This is a genomic window from Caulobacter sp. GW822-FHT07D08 (genome assembly GCF_058798735.1).
In genome coordinates, this window is record NZ_JBXAKU010000027.1 from 11,584 (window position 1) to 25,927 (window position 14,344).

A 14,344-nucleotide genomic window follows, 5' to 3' on the forward strand; every position below is an offset into this window, starting at 1 on the left:
AACGAAAACGAACGCGGTTCGCCCCGGAGAGATCGCGGGCAAAAGGAATGTCTCCGGTGCGCGCAAAGGCTCTTTCGGCCGCAACGCCCCGCTTTGTTTGAGGATCGATCCGCATGGCCCCTTCCGTCCGTCGCCTTCTCCAAGCCGGCAGCATCGCGGCGCTCCTGTGGAGCGCCGGCATGGCCCATGCTGACGCCGGCCGGGTGGATGCGCTGGTCGGCCAGATGAGCCTGGATGAGAAGATCAACTTCCTCCACGGCCATGACGATCCCGCCCATCTCGGCGGCGCCGGCTATATTCCCGGGCTTGCCCGACTGAAGATCCCTCCCCTGCGACTGGCCGACGGCCCCGCCGGCGTTCGAACAGCCCGGACCGCGACCGCTTTTCCCGCGCCCGTCGCGCTGACCGCGACCTTCTCGCCGGAGTTGGCCAGGGCCTGGGGCTTGGCCGTGGCCCGCGAGGCGCTGGAGCGCAACCAGCAGGTGCTGCTCGCGCCGATGACCAACATCGTTCGGGCGCCGAGGGCCGGACGAAACTTCGAGACCTTCGGGGAGGATCCGCTCCTGGCGTCGAAGCTTGTCGGCGAAAGCGTGCGCGGCCTGCAGGACGGCGGCGTCATCGCGACGATCAAGCATTTCGCGGCGAACAACCAGGAAACCGATCGTTTGACGATCGATGTCGCGGTCGATGAGCGCACTCTGCGCGAGATTGAATTCCCGCCCTTCCAGGCCGCCATCAACGCCGGAGCAGGCGCGGTGATGTGCGCCTACAACAAGCTCGGGGGCGTCGCCGCTTGCGAGAACCCGTTCCTGCTCGATCAGGTGCTGCGCCGCGATTGGGGTTTCAAGGGCTTCGTGATGTCCGACTGGGGCGCCGCCCATAGCGGCGCGCGCGCGTTGAAGGCGGGCCTGGACATGGAAATGCCGCGCGGCCGGTTCTTCGCCGACGATCTGAAGGCGTCCGTCAACAGCGGCGTGGCGGCCGAGGCCGACATCGACCGCGCCGTCCGGCGCATTCTGACCCAAATGGACAGGATCGGCCTTCTCGATGCGCCGGCGACGCGCCTCACCGAAGACGAGGCCCAGATCAAGGCCCATGAGGCGCTGGCGCTGACGATCGCCGAACAAGGGGCCGTGCTGCTCAAGAATCAGGGCGGCGTCCTGCCGCTGGTCCCGGCCCGTCTCAAGCGGGCTGTGGTGATCGGCCCGACCGCCAGGCGCGCCCTGTTCGGCGGCGGCGGCAGCGCCGAGGTCAAACCGACCGCGCTCGACAATCCCTATGAAGCGCTGGCCGAGTCGGCTGGAGGCGCGCTCGCCTTCGCCGAAGGCTTCCGCCTCGAAGGCTCACCTGTTCCGGCCTCGGCTTTGAGCTGGAAAACAGGACCAGGCCTTGTCGATACTGGCGGGCGGGCGGCCCCGATTGCGCTTACCGGCGACCAGGCGCTGCCCAAGGGGCAGTCGCGGGTCTGGGAAGGCTCGATCACCGCCGCCGAAACCGGCGATTATGATCTCATGCTGCACTTCTCGCCGGTCGGCGGCTTCGCGATGCCGGAGGCCGACCGGGGCGCGGCCGACGTGGAACTTGACGGCCGCAAGATCATCGAAGGCGGCCGGTTGTTCGGCGGCTCTCGCCTTGTCAAGACGCCTGACGGCCTGCTCAACCAGGGCCACACGGTGCATCTTGAGGCCGGTGTCGCCCACCCGATCAGGATCAGCGTCAAGGCCACCGCCGCCGAGCCGCTGCAGCTGCGGCTGGCCTGGACGACGCCAGCCGAACGACGCGCCTTGATCGAGCAGGCCGCCGCCGCGGCGAAGGCCGCGCCCGTGGCCCTAGTATTCGCGCATGTCGAAGGAACCGAAGGCGGCGACAACCCGTCCCTCAGCTTGCCAGATCGCCAAGACGCGTTGATCCAGGCCGTGGCCAAGGCCAACCCCAACACCGTCGTCATCCTCAACACCGGCGCGCCGGTGCTCATGCCCTGGCTGGGCCAGGTCAAGGCGGTGCTGCAGATGTGGTATCCCGGCCAGCGCGGCGGGAAGGCCACGGCCGCGATCCTGAGCGGCAAGGTCAATCCGTCGGGCCGGCTTCCGGTGACCTTCCCGGCGAGCGAGGCGCAGACCCCGGTCAGCCAGCCCGAGCGCTTCCCCGGCGTGAATGGTCACCAAAGCTATTCGGAAGGCGTGCTGGTCGGCTATCGCTGGTATGACGACCAGAAGGTCGAGCCGCTGTTTCCGTTCGGCCACGGCCTGTCCTTTACCCATTTCGCCTATAGCGGCCTGACGGCCAGGGCGACCAAGGACGGCCTGGACGTCGCCTTCACCCTGCGCAACGCCGGTCCCGTCGACGGCGCGGAAGTGGCGCAGGTCTATGTCGACAGGCCCGCCTCGCCGCCCGAGGGATTGACCTTCGCCCCGCGTGTCCTGGCTGGCTTCCAGCGCGTGGCGCTGAAAGCGGGCGAAACACGCGAGGTGCATCTGCGCATCGATACTCGCAGCCTTGCCTATTGGTCGCCGCAGGCCAAGGCCTGGCGCCAGCCGAGCGGCCCACGCCGTCTGCGTGTGGGCGGCTCGTCCCGCGATCTGCCGCTGTCGATCCAATATCAGCCCACGCCTTGAAGCCGCGACGCGACGCGACGCCCTCATCCTGTCCGCACGCCCGACGAATGGAGATTGTCGATGACCAGCCGCCAACCTGACCGCAGGAGCAAGCGCGTTCGCGACTGGTCCATCACCGTTGGCGCGCTGGCCCTGATGACGGGCGCAGCCTTGGCCGGGCCGGCTGCCGCCCCGAGCGCCGATTCGCTGCGCGCCGGGTTCGAGACCCCGCCAAACGCCGCGCGTCCTCGAGTGTGGTGGCACTGGATGGATGGCAATGTGGCGCTTGACGGCGCCAAGCTCGACCTGGAGTGGATGCAACGCATCGGCGTCGGCGGGGTCCATACCTTTTCCGGCGGCGGACTGGGCGGCAAGCCCATGGTGGCCCATCCCCAGCCGTTCATGAGCGCAGGCTGGCGCGATGTCTTTCGCGAGACGACACGGATCGCGCACGACGCCGGCATGGAGGTGTCGATCGCCGGGTCTCCGGGCTGGAGCCAGACAGGCGGCGTCTGGGTCGCGCCGCGGGACGCCATGAAGAAATATGTCTGGAGCGAGACGCGGATCGAGGGCGGCCAACCGTTCGACGGCGTGCTCGCGGGGCCGCCCGCCACGACCGGGCCGTTCCAGGGCGTGGCGAAGGAGTATCGGGGAACGGGTCCGGTCGGGTTCAAGGGCGATCTTTACGGCGACAGCCTCGTGATCGCCTTTCCGACCCCCGCCACGGAGACGGGCGGCGGCGCGCCCACGATTAGCACCGCGAGCGGTCCCCTCGATCTGACCCCGATCGCGACGCCAGCCCTGGCCGGCGCCATTGGCCTGCCGTTCTTGGACGGCGACAAGACGGCGTGGGTGCAGGCCACCTACGACAGGCCCGCGACGCTCTCGGCGATCGCCTTGGGCAGCAAGGCGCCGGCCGAGGTCGAGATCCTGGTCAGCGACGACGGGCATGATTTCCGGAGCATTCTGCGCGCCGCTCCAGATACGGCCGAGCATCCAGCGCCGCAGCGCACCTATGCGTTCAAGCCTGTCAGCGGCCGCGTGTTTCGCGTCGTGCTCACAGCGCCCGCGCCCGCCCCGCCCCTGCCCGACACGCCTGCCTTCCTGTTCGGGCCGCCGAAGGCCGCCAAGGGTTTCGAGCTGACCCGGCTGTCGTTCGAGCAAGGCGCGCGGATCGACCGGTTCGAGGCCAAGGCCGGGTTTCAGTCGACGCTGGGCGACCAGCCGGACGCATCCCCCGCCGAAGCCGCCAATGTTGGCGCGATCGCCGCCAGCCGTGTCATCGACCTGACCTCGAAGATGGGGCCGGACGGTCGCCTCGCGTGGACGCCGCCGGTCGGGTCCTGGACGGTGCTGCGGTTCGGCTGGTCGTTGACCGGGGCCACCAATGGCCCGGCGGAGCCTGAGGCGACGGGCCTTGAGGTCGACAAGCTCGATGCGGCGGCGGTCGGACGCTATATCGACGCCTACCTGAAACTCTACGACGAGGCCACGGGCGGAAAGCTTGGCGCGAGCGGCGTCGAGAACCTCCTGACCGACAGCTGGGAAGCCGGTGTCCAGAACTGGACGCCTGGACTGCTCAAGGCCTTTCAGGAGCGCCGTGGCTATGACCCGACGCCCTTCCTCCCGGTGCTGGCCGGGCGGGTGGTCGAGAGCGCGGCGGCCAGCGATCGGTTCCTTTGGGACTATCGCCAGACGCTGAAGGATCTGCTCGCCGACAACCACTATGCCGTCCTGGCCAAGGCGCTGCACGCCCGTGGCATGGGCTACTACAGCGAGGCCCAAGGCGACACGCCGCGCGCGATCGGCGACGGCATGACCATGAAGTCGCGGGCCGACATCCCGACCGCCGAATACTGGTACCGGCCGTTCGCGACCGCGCCTGGCCAGCCATCGCTCAAGGCCGATCTGCTCGAAGCCGCCTCGGTCGCCCATGTCTATGGCCGTCCGTTCGTGGCGGCCGAGTCTCTCACGGTGGCGGCGACCAATGACATGTGGGGTTTTGCGCCCGCCATGCTCAAGCCGGTGGCCGACGAGATCTTCGCCCACGGCGTCAACCGGATCCTGATGCACGAGTCCCATCAGCAGCCGTTCGTCGATGGCAAACCAGGGCTGGCGATGGCGTTTTTCGGACAGTTCTTCAATCGCAACGACACCTGGGCCGAGCAGGCGGGCCCATGGGTCGAGTATCTCTCGCGCACGTCCTACCTGCTGCAGCAGGGGCGCGACGTCTCCGATGTGGCCTATTTCTACGGCGAGGAACGCAACCTCACCGAACTGTTCCACATGCGCTTCAACACCGACGTGCCCGAAGGCTATCGCTACGACTACATCAATCCCGATGGGCTGCGCACCCAGCTGGCGGTTGAGGACGGGCGACTGATCAGCAAGGGCGGCGCCCACTACCGCGTGCTCTATATGCCGGCCCATGTCACCCACCTGACATTGCCGACCCTGCGGAAATTGGCCTCGCTGGTGAACGAGGGCGCGATCCTGGTTGGCGCCCGGCCGATCGGCGGGCTTGGCCTTCAGTCGCCCGACGCCGAGGTCTTGCACCTCGTCGAGGCGTTGTGGGGACCGCGATCCCAGCCGTCGGCGCACGCCTATGGCAGGGGCCGGGTCTATGGGACCTCGGACCTGGCGGCGGGGCTGGCGGCCGAGGGTGTGGGGCCCGACATCGCCTATGACGGGCGGGCGGCGGACGCCAAGCTGCTGGCGCTGCATCGTCGTGATGGCGATGCCGACATCTATTTCGTCAGCAACCAGAAGGACCGCGCCGAGCGGTTCGACGCCAGCTTCCGGGTCAAGGGCAAGGTCCCGGAACTTTGGAACGCCGAGACCGGGCGCGCGACGCCACTAAGCTACCGCCTGGAGGGCGACCGCGTTCGCGTTCCATTGGAGTTGGGGGCGCAGGACGCTCGCTTCGTGGTGTTCCGCAAATCGGCGACGGCCCCAGCATGGCAGGCCCCTAAAGTAAGTTCGACGACCGTCGCCACCATCGCTGGTCCTTGGACGGTGAGGTTCGAGGCCGGACGCGGCGCTCCGGCGAGCGCCACGCTGCCCAGCCTGAGCGACTGGACCGCCTCTTCCGACCCGGGGATCAAGTATTTCTCCGGCGCGGCCACCTACCAGAAGCGCCTCGAGGCGCCTCGGAATTGGTTCGCCAAGGGCCAGCGCCTGATGCTGGACCTGGGCGACGTGCGCGAACTCGCGGTCGTCACCGTGAATGGCAAGGTGATGCCGACCGCCTGGCGCGCGCCTTACAAGGTTGATGTCAGCGGCGCGCTCAAGCCCGGACGGAACGACATCTCGATCAAAGTTGTCAATCTGTGGACCAACCGGCTGATCGGCGACAAGCAACCCGGCGCGAAGCCGGTGGCGTTCGCGCCGGTCAATTTCTACCAGGCCGACGCGCCGTTGCGGCCGTCGGGTCTTCTGGGGCCGGTCACTCTGCAGGCGGAGACTCTCCAGGTGGAGAAATAGGCGGTTGGAAAACAGGTGCTCGCGTCAGACGGCTGGCAGCCGGCCTCATGCCACGACGCGGCTCGAAGGCCAGATCGACATACCGCCTCGGACGTTCGCGGTGTTCGGCTGGCCTCGGCCTGCCGGCGCCCTGCTGACGCTGAACCCGCTGACCATTTGGCGCATATGTACGCGGTGCTTCAGGCCTGAATGGCTTGTTCTCTTCGTTTCGATACCTAAACCGCCGCCGCGCACGACTGGCCGCTGCAAACGACTCCCCCCAACCGTTACCGTCAGCTAAGATTTTAGGAAAGCTCGGCCCTGTTGACGACCCGGGACTTGATCGCCTGATCACAAACGCAAGATCGGTAATCGACCAACGAGAACTCGGAAGCAGGTTGATGGTGGGCATTGGTCCAAGCCAGACAATTCGAACACTGAACCCCACCGTTCGGATCGCGCTGCCGCTGGAGCACGCTGGGCTGACCGCCCCCCTGGGACCCGCCTGCCGAATAGTCAGACCCGAGCAAGAGGCACGATCTTTAGCTGGGTCTCGACAACCTCTCTCACGGCCGCGTCGATCGGAAGATTGCTCAGGTCTCGACTCCAGACCTCCCTGAAGGCCGCGATCGTCTCGACAGCCGTGCTTAGGACCAGCCCCTCGGGCAGACCCGCCTTACGAGACATGACAATCAGCTCTTCCTGGCCTAAATCCGACCAGCGCTTGCTGCGCGAAACCTTCAGGGCAGCCTTGTCGTCGGGGATGTAGGCCTGGGTCGCCACGAAGTCGTAGGCCGGCGCCAAGGTCGCATTGATCCCATCTCTATAGAGCAGGGACCAGTTCTTCAGGTGCATGTCGGCGTTGCCGATCAGGGCGCTGAACACCAGCCGCCGGACAAATTCGGTCAGGCCACGCTCGCCGGTCTCTCGCCAGATCACCCCGGCGATGCTGCGGTAGGAGGCGCGCTCATACTTGTCCTCTGGGTAGAGGCCGAAGACCTGGGCGAAGTCCTCCATCTGCACGCGCTCGCCCGTTTCGAGACGATCGAAGCGGCGGGTGGCGAATACGCCGCCCTCTAGCCGGCCGACGTCCTCCGGCAGACCATCGATGTCATCGAGAGCGAGCAACCTGATCTCTGGCGTCTCGATACCGATCGCACGCGCCAGCGACATCATCGCGTACTCGTTTTCAGAGACTCCGGCATACTGAGCCGACGGCAGTTTGACGATCCAGTCGCCGCCGTCGCCGTGAACCGGGATGGTCAGGCTCTTCTTTGGCCCAGCCAGGGCAGAAAACTTCAGCTGGACACCGGCGAGCGAGAAGCGCAGCGCCCGATCGGCGCGCGCGGCGGGCGGCGCGTCGCCTGGCCCGGCGCCGACTGGCGGCCCTTCCCCGTCCTCTGACACGATCCGCGTCGCCCCAGGTAGGTCAGCACCGAGCGCCCAGAGCAGAAAGAACTCGCGACTGGACTTCACCCCGGCGCGCTCAGCCAGGTAGTCGCGCATCCGCCCTTCAGGGAGGAGATTGGAGAAGTATGGCAGCAGCCGCGTCTGGGTGCTCCTGTAGTCGCGAATGAGCCCGCCCGCCGCGCTCTTGAACGACAGGCTCAGCGTCGGCCGCTGGGCGTCGTCGGCATAGTCATTATCGAACGTGAAAATCGAGCGGTCACCGCCCAGGGCCGTGATGGCGCCAACTCTGCGTTCGCCGATCCAGACTTGAAGAATGTCGACCATGGCTCAGTCCTCGTCGTCCAGCGTGTAGGCCGGCCGTTCTCCGGCGTGCCGGCCATGGACCATCTGGTTGCGCAGCGACGCCAGCCGGTCGACACCCCGGCGGAAACCACCAAGATCACGTCCCGGCGCACGCGCCCGCTCACGCAGGTCCTCGACGATGTCCGTCAGTTCAGCCTGGGCGGGAGACGACTGGAACAGCGGCTCAAGGGGATGAAGATCGCGGGCGAGCGTTTCGAGCCGGTCAAGCAACGGGTCGTTCGGATAACGGCCGCGCAGGTCACGGACGATCTGCATAAGATCATTGGCCGCGCCACGAACAGTGCGCGCGTCCTGGCCCGCCTCAAGCTCCCTGAGCACGGCGGTGACGCCTGAAAGCGCCGAACGCGGAACCAGGACCGGCTCGAGGTCGAGAATACGAGCAAGCTCGACGAACGTGGCCAAACGCACGTCAGAAGCCCCGCTTTCGATGCGGGACAGCTGAGCCTGGGTCAGCTTCATCCGATCGCTGACATCGCGCTGCGACCACCCCTTGCGGCCTCTAGCGTCGCGCAGGGTATCTGTCAGAGCGCGTGTCCGGCTTTCCAATTTGATATACCTTTTTGCATCATATATGCGCGATGATATCGATTATTATATCATAGTTGCCAAGCGCAATCGAAAATTCAATATTAAATCAAACATCAAAGCCCTTCATCGATATATTTTTCAATATCAAAGCGGCGCAATAGAGCCTTTTACCCTAAGTCGAAGGGCATCTCGCCGGCCCACGCACAATAGAGCGTAACCAGTTGGCGGGGCCTCCCACCTAGTCGGACAAGGGACCCGCGTATTGCGATGGTTTTCGGAGCCGCTATGGGTGGCTGTCGGGACGTATGCGCATCGCTGACTTACGGGCTACGTCGCGCCAGTTGCTGACGTTGACGCCACTCCAGCTTCAGGACATTCAGGCTCCGACGCTGAGGGCGAACTCCGACCCGTAACCGACTTTCGAGGCGGAGTGGTTTTAGACTTCCCGGTCCGTTTTTGGATGGAACTCGCCGACCACTTCATACATGCCGGGCTCAGATCGAGCGAAAGACAGGGCCTCTTCGAGAAATGGGCGTGGAGCCGGGTCTTGGCGCATGGCCTCATAGTCAGCGAACCGAACATGCTGTTCTTCCTATGAAGACCTTGATCGATCGCGGAGTCCGCCCGACCGATACGTATCGCCCAGATCCGTGGACAGCAGACCGCGCGCCTGGGGCGCCAAAAGGCCCGGATTCCCGATATCCTGCGGCTGTCCCCTGCCGCCTTGAGGGTGACGCGCGAGGATCAGACCGCGCCCAGCGCCCGATAGAGGTCGATCGAGGCCTCCAACGCCGCCGAACGGGCGACGACGCCTTGGTCCCGGGCCTGCCAGAGTTGCTGGTCGGCTCGCAGCACCGGATCCAAGGTGGTCTCGCCCACGGCGCGGGCTCGATCAGCGGCGCGGCGGACCTTCTCGATCTCGCCGATCAGCGCCTCGACCTGGCGTGTCCGCTCGGCGCCGGCCCTCACCGCAGCCAAGGCGGCGTCGATCTCGCCCGCCGACTTCTCCGTTGTCGCACGATAGACGGCCAGGGCCTCGGCCTCCCGCCCCCTGGCTTCGCGCAGGTCCGCGTTCAGTCGGCCCCAGTCGAGCAGCCGCCAGCGCACGGAAGCGCCGCCTAGCCAGAGCTTGGCGTCGGGATCGAACAGCCTGGCCGCGTCGGTGCTCGAGAACCCAACCAGCCCGCCGAGGCTCACGGAGGGATAGAACCGCGCCATCGCCACCCGCACGCCGGCGTGGCTGGCGGCGATGGCCCGCTCGGCCGCCGCCACGTCGGGCCGCCGGGCGACCGCGGCCGCCGGCGTGTCCAGAACCGCGGCGGGCAAGGCCATCGGAAGATCTCGGGACTTCGCCAGGAGCGCCCGGCTCTGGCCCAGCGGCGCGCCCTCAAGCACATCCAGCGTGTCCGCGGCCCTGACGAGGCCCGCGTCCAAGGTGGGCCGCGCCGACCTGAGCGCCGCCAGTTCGGCCTTGTCCTCGCTGACCTTGACCACCGCCCCTTCGCCCACGCTGGCGCGACGCTGGTCGAGGCTCAGCGCGCGCTCGGCCAGGGCGATCCGAGCGTCCAAAGCCGCCGACCTCTGCTGCAGGGCGCGTAGCAAGACATAAGCCCGCGCCGTCTCGGCGGCAATCGCCACACGCATGGCCCGCGCCATCTCGTCCTTCATCTCCACCTGCGCCGCGCGGGCTTCGCGCGCCTGCCGGATTTGACCGAAAAGATCCGTCTCCCAACCGATGGTCAGGACGCTGGCGTAGAGGTCGCTCTCTCGGCTCAGCCGAAATCCCTCGAGGAGCCGCCCCTCGGGGCTGGAGGCGCTGTCTTCGCCACGGCCGGCGACGCCGGAGATCTGCCCGATCGGCAGCGACAGGGCTCTTACCGAATCGAGCGCTGCGCGGGCCTGCTCGATCCGCGCGACGGCGGCGCGAAGATCGGCGTTGTTTTTTAGCGCCGCCTCGACACAAGCGCTCAGGACGGGGTCGCCCAGGCCGCGCCACCACGAGGCGAGCGCCATCGGGCTCGACGTCGGCGTGTCGGCCTGGGCTGGAAATCGGGCGGGGAGGTCAGGTTGCGGCGCAACATAAGGGCGTCCAATGGCGCAGCCGGCCAAGGATGCGCCCCAAGACGTCACGGCGATCGCGGAACCCGCGACCAGAAAGGCTCGCCGCGAAATCATCCCATCCTCTTCTTGGCCTAGAAGCCGGAAACTACGCCGCTGGCCGGACGCTCGTCGTGCGTTTGATCAAATTATGCTGCACCGCAATGTCGTAGCTTGCGTCTTCTGTGCGGATCACCGGCGCAACCAAAGCGACCATGATGAAGCGGCTTGCGGCTTTCCTTCTTATCCTCGCGGTCCTGAGCGCGGGCGGCGGATATTGGCTTTGGCGCGCCAGCCGAGACGTCGGCCCGCCAAAGGGCTTCATTTACGCCAACGGGCGGGTGGAACTGCAGCGCTTCGTCGTGTCGGCCAAGATGGCCGGTCGCCTGCTTACGGTCGCGCCGCGCGAAGGCGACCTCGTCGAGGCTGGCGCGGTGCTCGCGACCCAGGAAACCGAACAGCTGGACGCCAGGGCCAAGGCCGCGATCGCCAACGCCGCCGCCGCTCGCGAAGCCGAGGCTCGCGCGGGGGCGCAGGTCCGCGCCCAGCGTGTCGCCGCGACCCTGGCCCAGGTCGAAACCCGCCGCGCCGATCAGCTCGTGGCCGACGAGGCCGTTTCGGCCGCCGACGCGGATCGCCGCCGCGCCCAGCGGGACGCCGCGGTCTGGGCCCTGGCCGGCGCGGAGGCCGCGCGGGCCCAGGCCGCCGCCATGGTCCAGGCCGCCGAGGCCCAGTTGACCGAGCTCCGCTCGGCGATCGGCGACGCCCGCCTGCGCGCGCCGGCGGCGGGGCGGGTTGAGTACCGGCTGCTGGAGCCGGGGGAGATGGTCGGGCCCGGCTCGCGGGTGCTGACCCTGCTGGACCCGCTCGACGCCTATATGACCGTCTTCCTTCCGACACGGGACGTGGCCGCGCTGCGCATCGGCGCGGAGGCCCGCCTGAAGCTGGACAGCGACGGTCCGCTGATCGCGCCGGCCAGGGTCGCGTTCATCGCCGCGGACGCCCAGTTCACGCCTCGCACGGTCGAGACGGCGTCCGAGCGCGACAAGCTGATGTATCGCGTGAAGCTGTCCATCGACCGCGCCTGGCTGGCCGGTCACCGTGACGGCGTTCACGGAGGGCTGACGGGCGAGGCCTATGTCCGCCGCGACGCCAAGGCGCCTTGGCCCGCTGATCTGAGGTTCGCCGATGGCCGTTGAGGCGCTGGTCGAGGTCAGGGGGCTCACGCACCGCTATCGCCGGCGCTTCGCCCTTCGCGACGTGTCGCTGACCATCCCGGCCGGCTCGACCACCGCCGTCGTCGGCCCCGACGGCGTCGGCAAGTCGGCCCTGCTGTCGCTGATCGCGGGCGCGCGCCGAATGCAGACGGGCGAGGTTCGCGTGTTCGGCGCGGACATGCGACGAGAGCGCCAGCGCGCCACGGCGTTCGAGCGTATCGCCTTCATGCCCCAGGGGCTGGGCAAGAACCTCTATCCGACCCTTTCGGTGCGAGAGAACATCGACTTCCACGGCCGCCTCTACAGCCAGTCCTTGGACGAGCGGCGCGCCCGCATCCTGCGCTTGACCGAGGCGACCGGCCTCTCTCGTTTCCTCGACCGACCGGCCGGCGAACTGTCGGGCGGCATGCGCCAGAAGCTCTCGCTCTGCTGCGCCCTGGTTCACGATCCCGACCTGCTGATCTTGGACGAGCCCACCACCGGCATCGACCCCCTGTCGCGCCGCCAGTTCTGGGCTCTGATCGACCAGCTCCGCGCCGAGCGCCCGGCCATGACGGTCCTCGTCGCCACCGGCTATATGGAGGAGGCCGAACGCTTCCAGCGGATCATCGCCCTCGACGACGGCAAGATCCTCGCGGACGGTCCCGCCGCCGAGGTGATCGGCGACGCCGACGGCATGGAAGCCGCATACACCCTGCTCGTCTCGGACAAGCCGGCCGAGCCGATCATCGCCCCTCCGCTGAACGACGGCGACGGGGAGCCCGCGATCCGCGCCCGGGGCCTGACCCGACGCTTTGGGGATTTCGTCGCGGTCGACGATGTCAGCTTCGAGATCAGGCGGGGAGAGATCTTCGGCTTCCTGGGTTCGAACGGCTGCGGCAAGACAACGACGATGAAGATGTTGGTCGGCCTGCTGGCCGCCAGCTCCGGCGAGGTCGAGGTGCTGGGCGAGCCCGTCGACGCCTCGTCGATCGCCCGACGCGCCCGGCTCGGCTACATGTCCCAGGCTTTCTCGCTGTACGAGGAGCTCACGGTCCGAGGCAATCTCGCCCTGCAGGCCAAGCTCTATGGCATTCCGAGCGGGGAGCGGGCGCGTCGGCTGGACGACGCCCTTCGAGCCTTCGATCTGCTGGACGAGGCCGACAGCTACCCGGCCGGCCTGCCCCTGGGCGTTCGCCAGCGCCTGCAACTGGCGGCCGCCTGTCTGCATCGGCCGGACATTCTGATTCTGGACGAGCCGACCTCGGGCGTGGATCCGGCCGCGCGCGACATGTTCTGGCGCACGATCATCCGGCTGGCGCGCGAGGATGGCGTCACCATCTTCCTATCCACCCACTTCATGAACGAGGCCGCCCGCTGCGACCGGATCTCGCTGATGAACGCCGGCAAGGTGCTCGCCGTCGGCGCGCCCGAGGCCCTGCGTGCGCAGCGGCGCGCCGCGACGCTAGAGGAAGCCTTTGTCGACTATCTCGCCGAAGCGCAGGGGGGCGATGATCCGACGGCCTCGCCGGTCGCCGCCACGACGGGACGTCTCGCCCGTTCCCGCCCGCTGGCCCGCGTCTGGGCGTTCGCCAGCCGCGAGAGTCTGGAGCTGCGCCGGGATCCGGTCCGACTAGGCTTCGGGATTCTCGCGCCCCTTCTGCTGCTGTTCGTCTTCGCCTACGGCATCTCGTTCGACGTCGAGAACCTGACCTTCGCCGTGCTTGATCAGGATCAGAGCGTCGAAAGCCGCGGGCTGGCGCAGGCGTTCGAGGGGTCACGCTACTTCCAGCGCAAGCCCCCTTTCGCGAGCGTCGACGACATGACCCGTCGCCTGCGGGCTGGCGAGGTGACCGTCGCCGTGGACATTCCGCCCGGCTATGGCAAGGCGTTGCTGTCCGGACGCCAGCCAGAGCTCGGCTTGACGGTCGACGGCGCCGCGCCCTTCCGCGGCGAGACGGCGGAAGGCTACGCGCTGTCGCTGATGCAAGCCTACGCCGACGATCGCATCCGGCAACAATACGGGGTCTCGCCCGCCCAGGCCGCCCCGATGAGCGTGGAGCCGCGCTTCCGTTATAATCAGGGCTTTCGCAGCGTGTTCGCCATCACCCCGGGCGTGATCATGTTCGCCTTAGCGCTGATCCCGGCCATGACCACCGCCCTCGGCGTCGTGCGAGAACGGGAACTGGGATCCATTCTGAACCTTTACAGCTCCCCGGCGACGGTGGGCGAGTACCTGATCGGCAAGCAGGCGCCCTATGTGGTCGTGGCGATGGTCGCCTTCCTGGCCCTGATCGCCTGCTCCGTCGGGTGGTTCGGCGCGCCGATCAACGGCTCGCGCGTCGCGCTCCTGGCGGGCGGAATGGCCTATGTCTTCGCCAGCACCGCGTTCGGGGTCCTGCTTTCGTCGATGCTTCGCAGCCAGACGGCGGTGATGGCCGCGGCGGCCATCCTGACCCTGATCCCCGCCGTGAACTTCTCCGGCTTCCTCTATCCAGCGTCCGAGATCGAGGGGGCTGGGCGGGTGATCCACGCCATCTTTCCAGGGGCGTGGTTCCAGCAGGTCAGTCTGGGCGCCTTCGTCAAGGCGCGGAGCCTGTCCGATCTGGCGCCGGCGATCACCGTTCTGGCGATCCTGGGCCTTGTCCAGATGGCCGCCGCGCGGATACTGCTCAAGAAGCAGGAACCCTGACC

Annotated in this window: 7 protein-coding genes; 4 read left to right on the forward strand and 3 right to left on the reverse strand. The window is 67.6% G+C overall.

The window, feature by feature from the left end:
- Window positions 1-113 precede the first annotated feature (113 nt).
- Together AC1RJ9_RS26610 and AC1RJ9_RS26615 are read left to right on the forward strand one after the other, a co-directional pair.
- Window positions 114-2,615, forward strand: a complete 2,502-nt coding sequence (locus AC1RJ9_RS26610; RefSeq protein ID WP_492841545.1) for a glycoside hydrolase family 3 C-terminal domain-containing protein — start codon at window positions 114-116, stop codon at window positions 2,613-2,615.
- Between the two features lie 60 nt (window positions 2,616-2,675).
- Window positions 2,676-6,077, forward strand: a complete 3,402-nt coding sequence (locus tag AC1RJ9_RS26615) for a glycosyl hydrolase (RefSeq protein WP_492841543.1) — start codon at window positions 2,676-2,678, stop codon at window positions 6,075-6,077.
- Between the two features lie 495 nt (window positions 6,078-6,572).
- Here the strand turns inward: AC1RJ9_RS26615 and AC1RJ9_RS26620 are convergent, their stop codons facing one another.
- The 3 genes from AC1RJ9_RS26620 to AC1RJ9_RS26630 all read right to left on the reverse strand — a co-directional run bounded on the left by AC1RJ9_RS26620 (window position 6,573) and on the right by AC1RJ9_RS26630 (window position 10,532).
- Window positions 6,573-7,790, reverse strand: coding sequence for a type II toxin-antitoxin system HipA family toxin (locus tag AC1RJ9_RS26620; RefSeq protein WP_492841541.1), 1,218 nt, complete (start codon window positions 7,788-7,790; stop codon window positions 6,573-6,575).
- Between the two features lie 3 nt (window positions 7,791-7,793).
- Window positions 7,794-8,375, reverse strand: coding sequence for a helix-turn-helix domain-containing protein (locus tag AC1RJ9_RS26625; protein WP_492841539.1), 582 nt, complete (start codon window positions 8,373-8,375; stop codon window positions 7,794-7,796).
- A gap of 726 nt (window positions 8,376-9,101) precedes the next feature.
- Window positions 9,102-10,532 (reverse strand): efflux transporter outer membrane subunit, encoded by a 1,431-nt coding sequence (locus AC1RJ9_RS26630; RefSeq protein WP_492841537.1) that lies wholly within the window; start codon window positions 10,530-10,532, stop codon window positions 9,102-9,104.
- Between the two features lie 263 nt (window positions 10,533-10,795).
- Here AC1RJ9_RS26630 and AC1RJ9_RS26635 point away from each other — a divergent pair, with 263 nt between their 5' ends.
- Both AC1RJ9_RS26635 and rbbA read left to right on the forward strand, forming a co-directional pair.
- Entirely contained in the window at window positions 10,796-11,653 is an 858-nt protein-coding gene (locus tag AC1RJ9_RS26635; protein WP_492841535.1) for an HlyD family secretion protein, read from the forward strand.
- Complete coding sequence (gene rbbA / locus AC1RJ9_RS26640; RefSeq protein WP_492841533.1) at window positions 11,643-14,342, forward strand: ribosome-associated ATPase/putative transporter RbbA; 2,700 nt, start codon at window positions 11,643-11,645, stop codon at window positions 14,340-14,342. Before AC1RJ9_RS26635 ends, rbbA begins: the two co-directional genes overlap by 11 nt.
- Window positions 14,343-14,344: the final 2 nt, after the last annotated feature.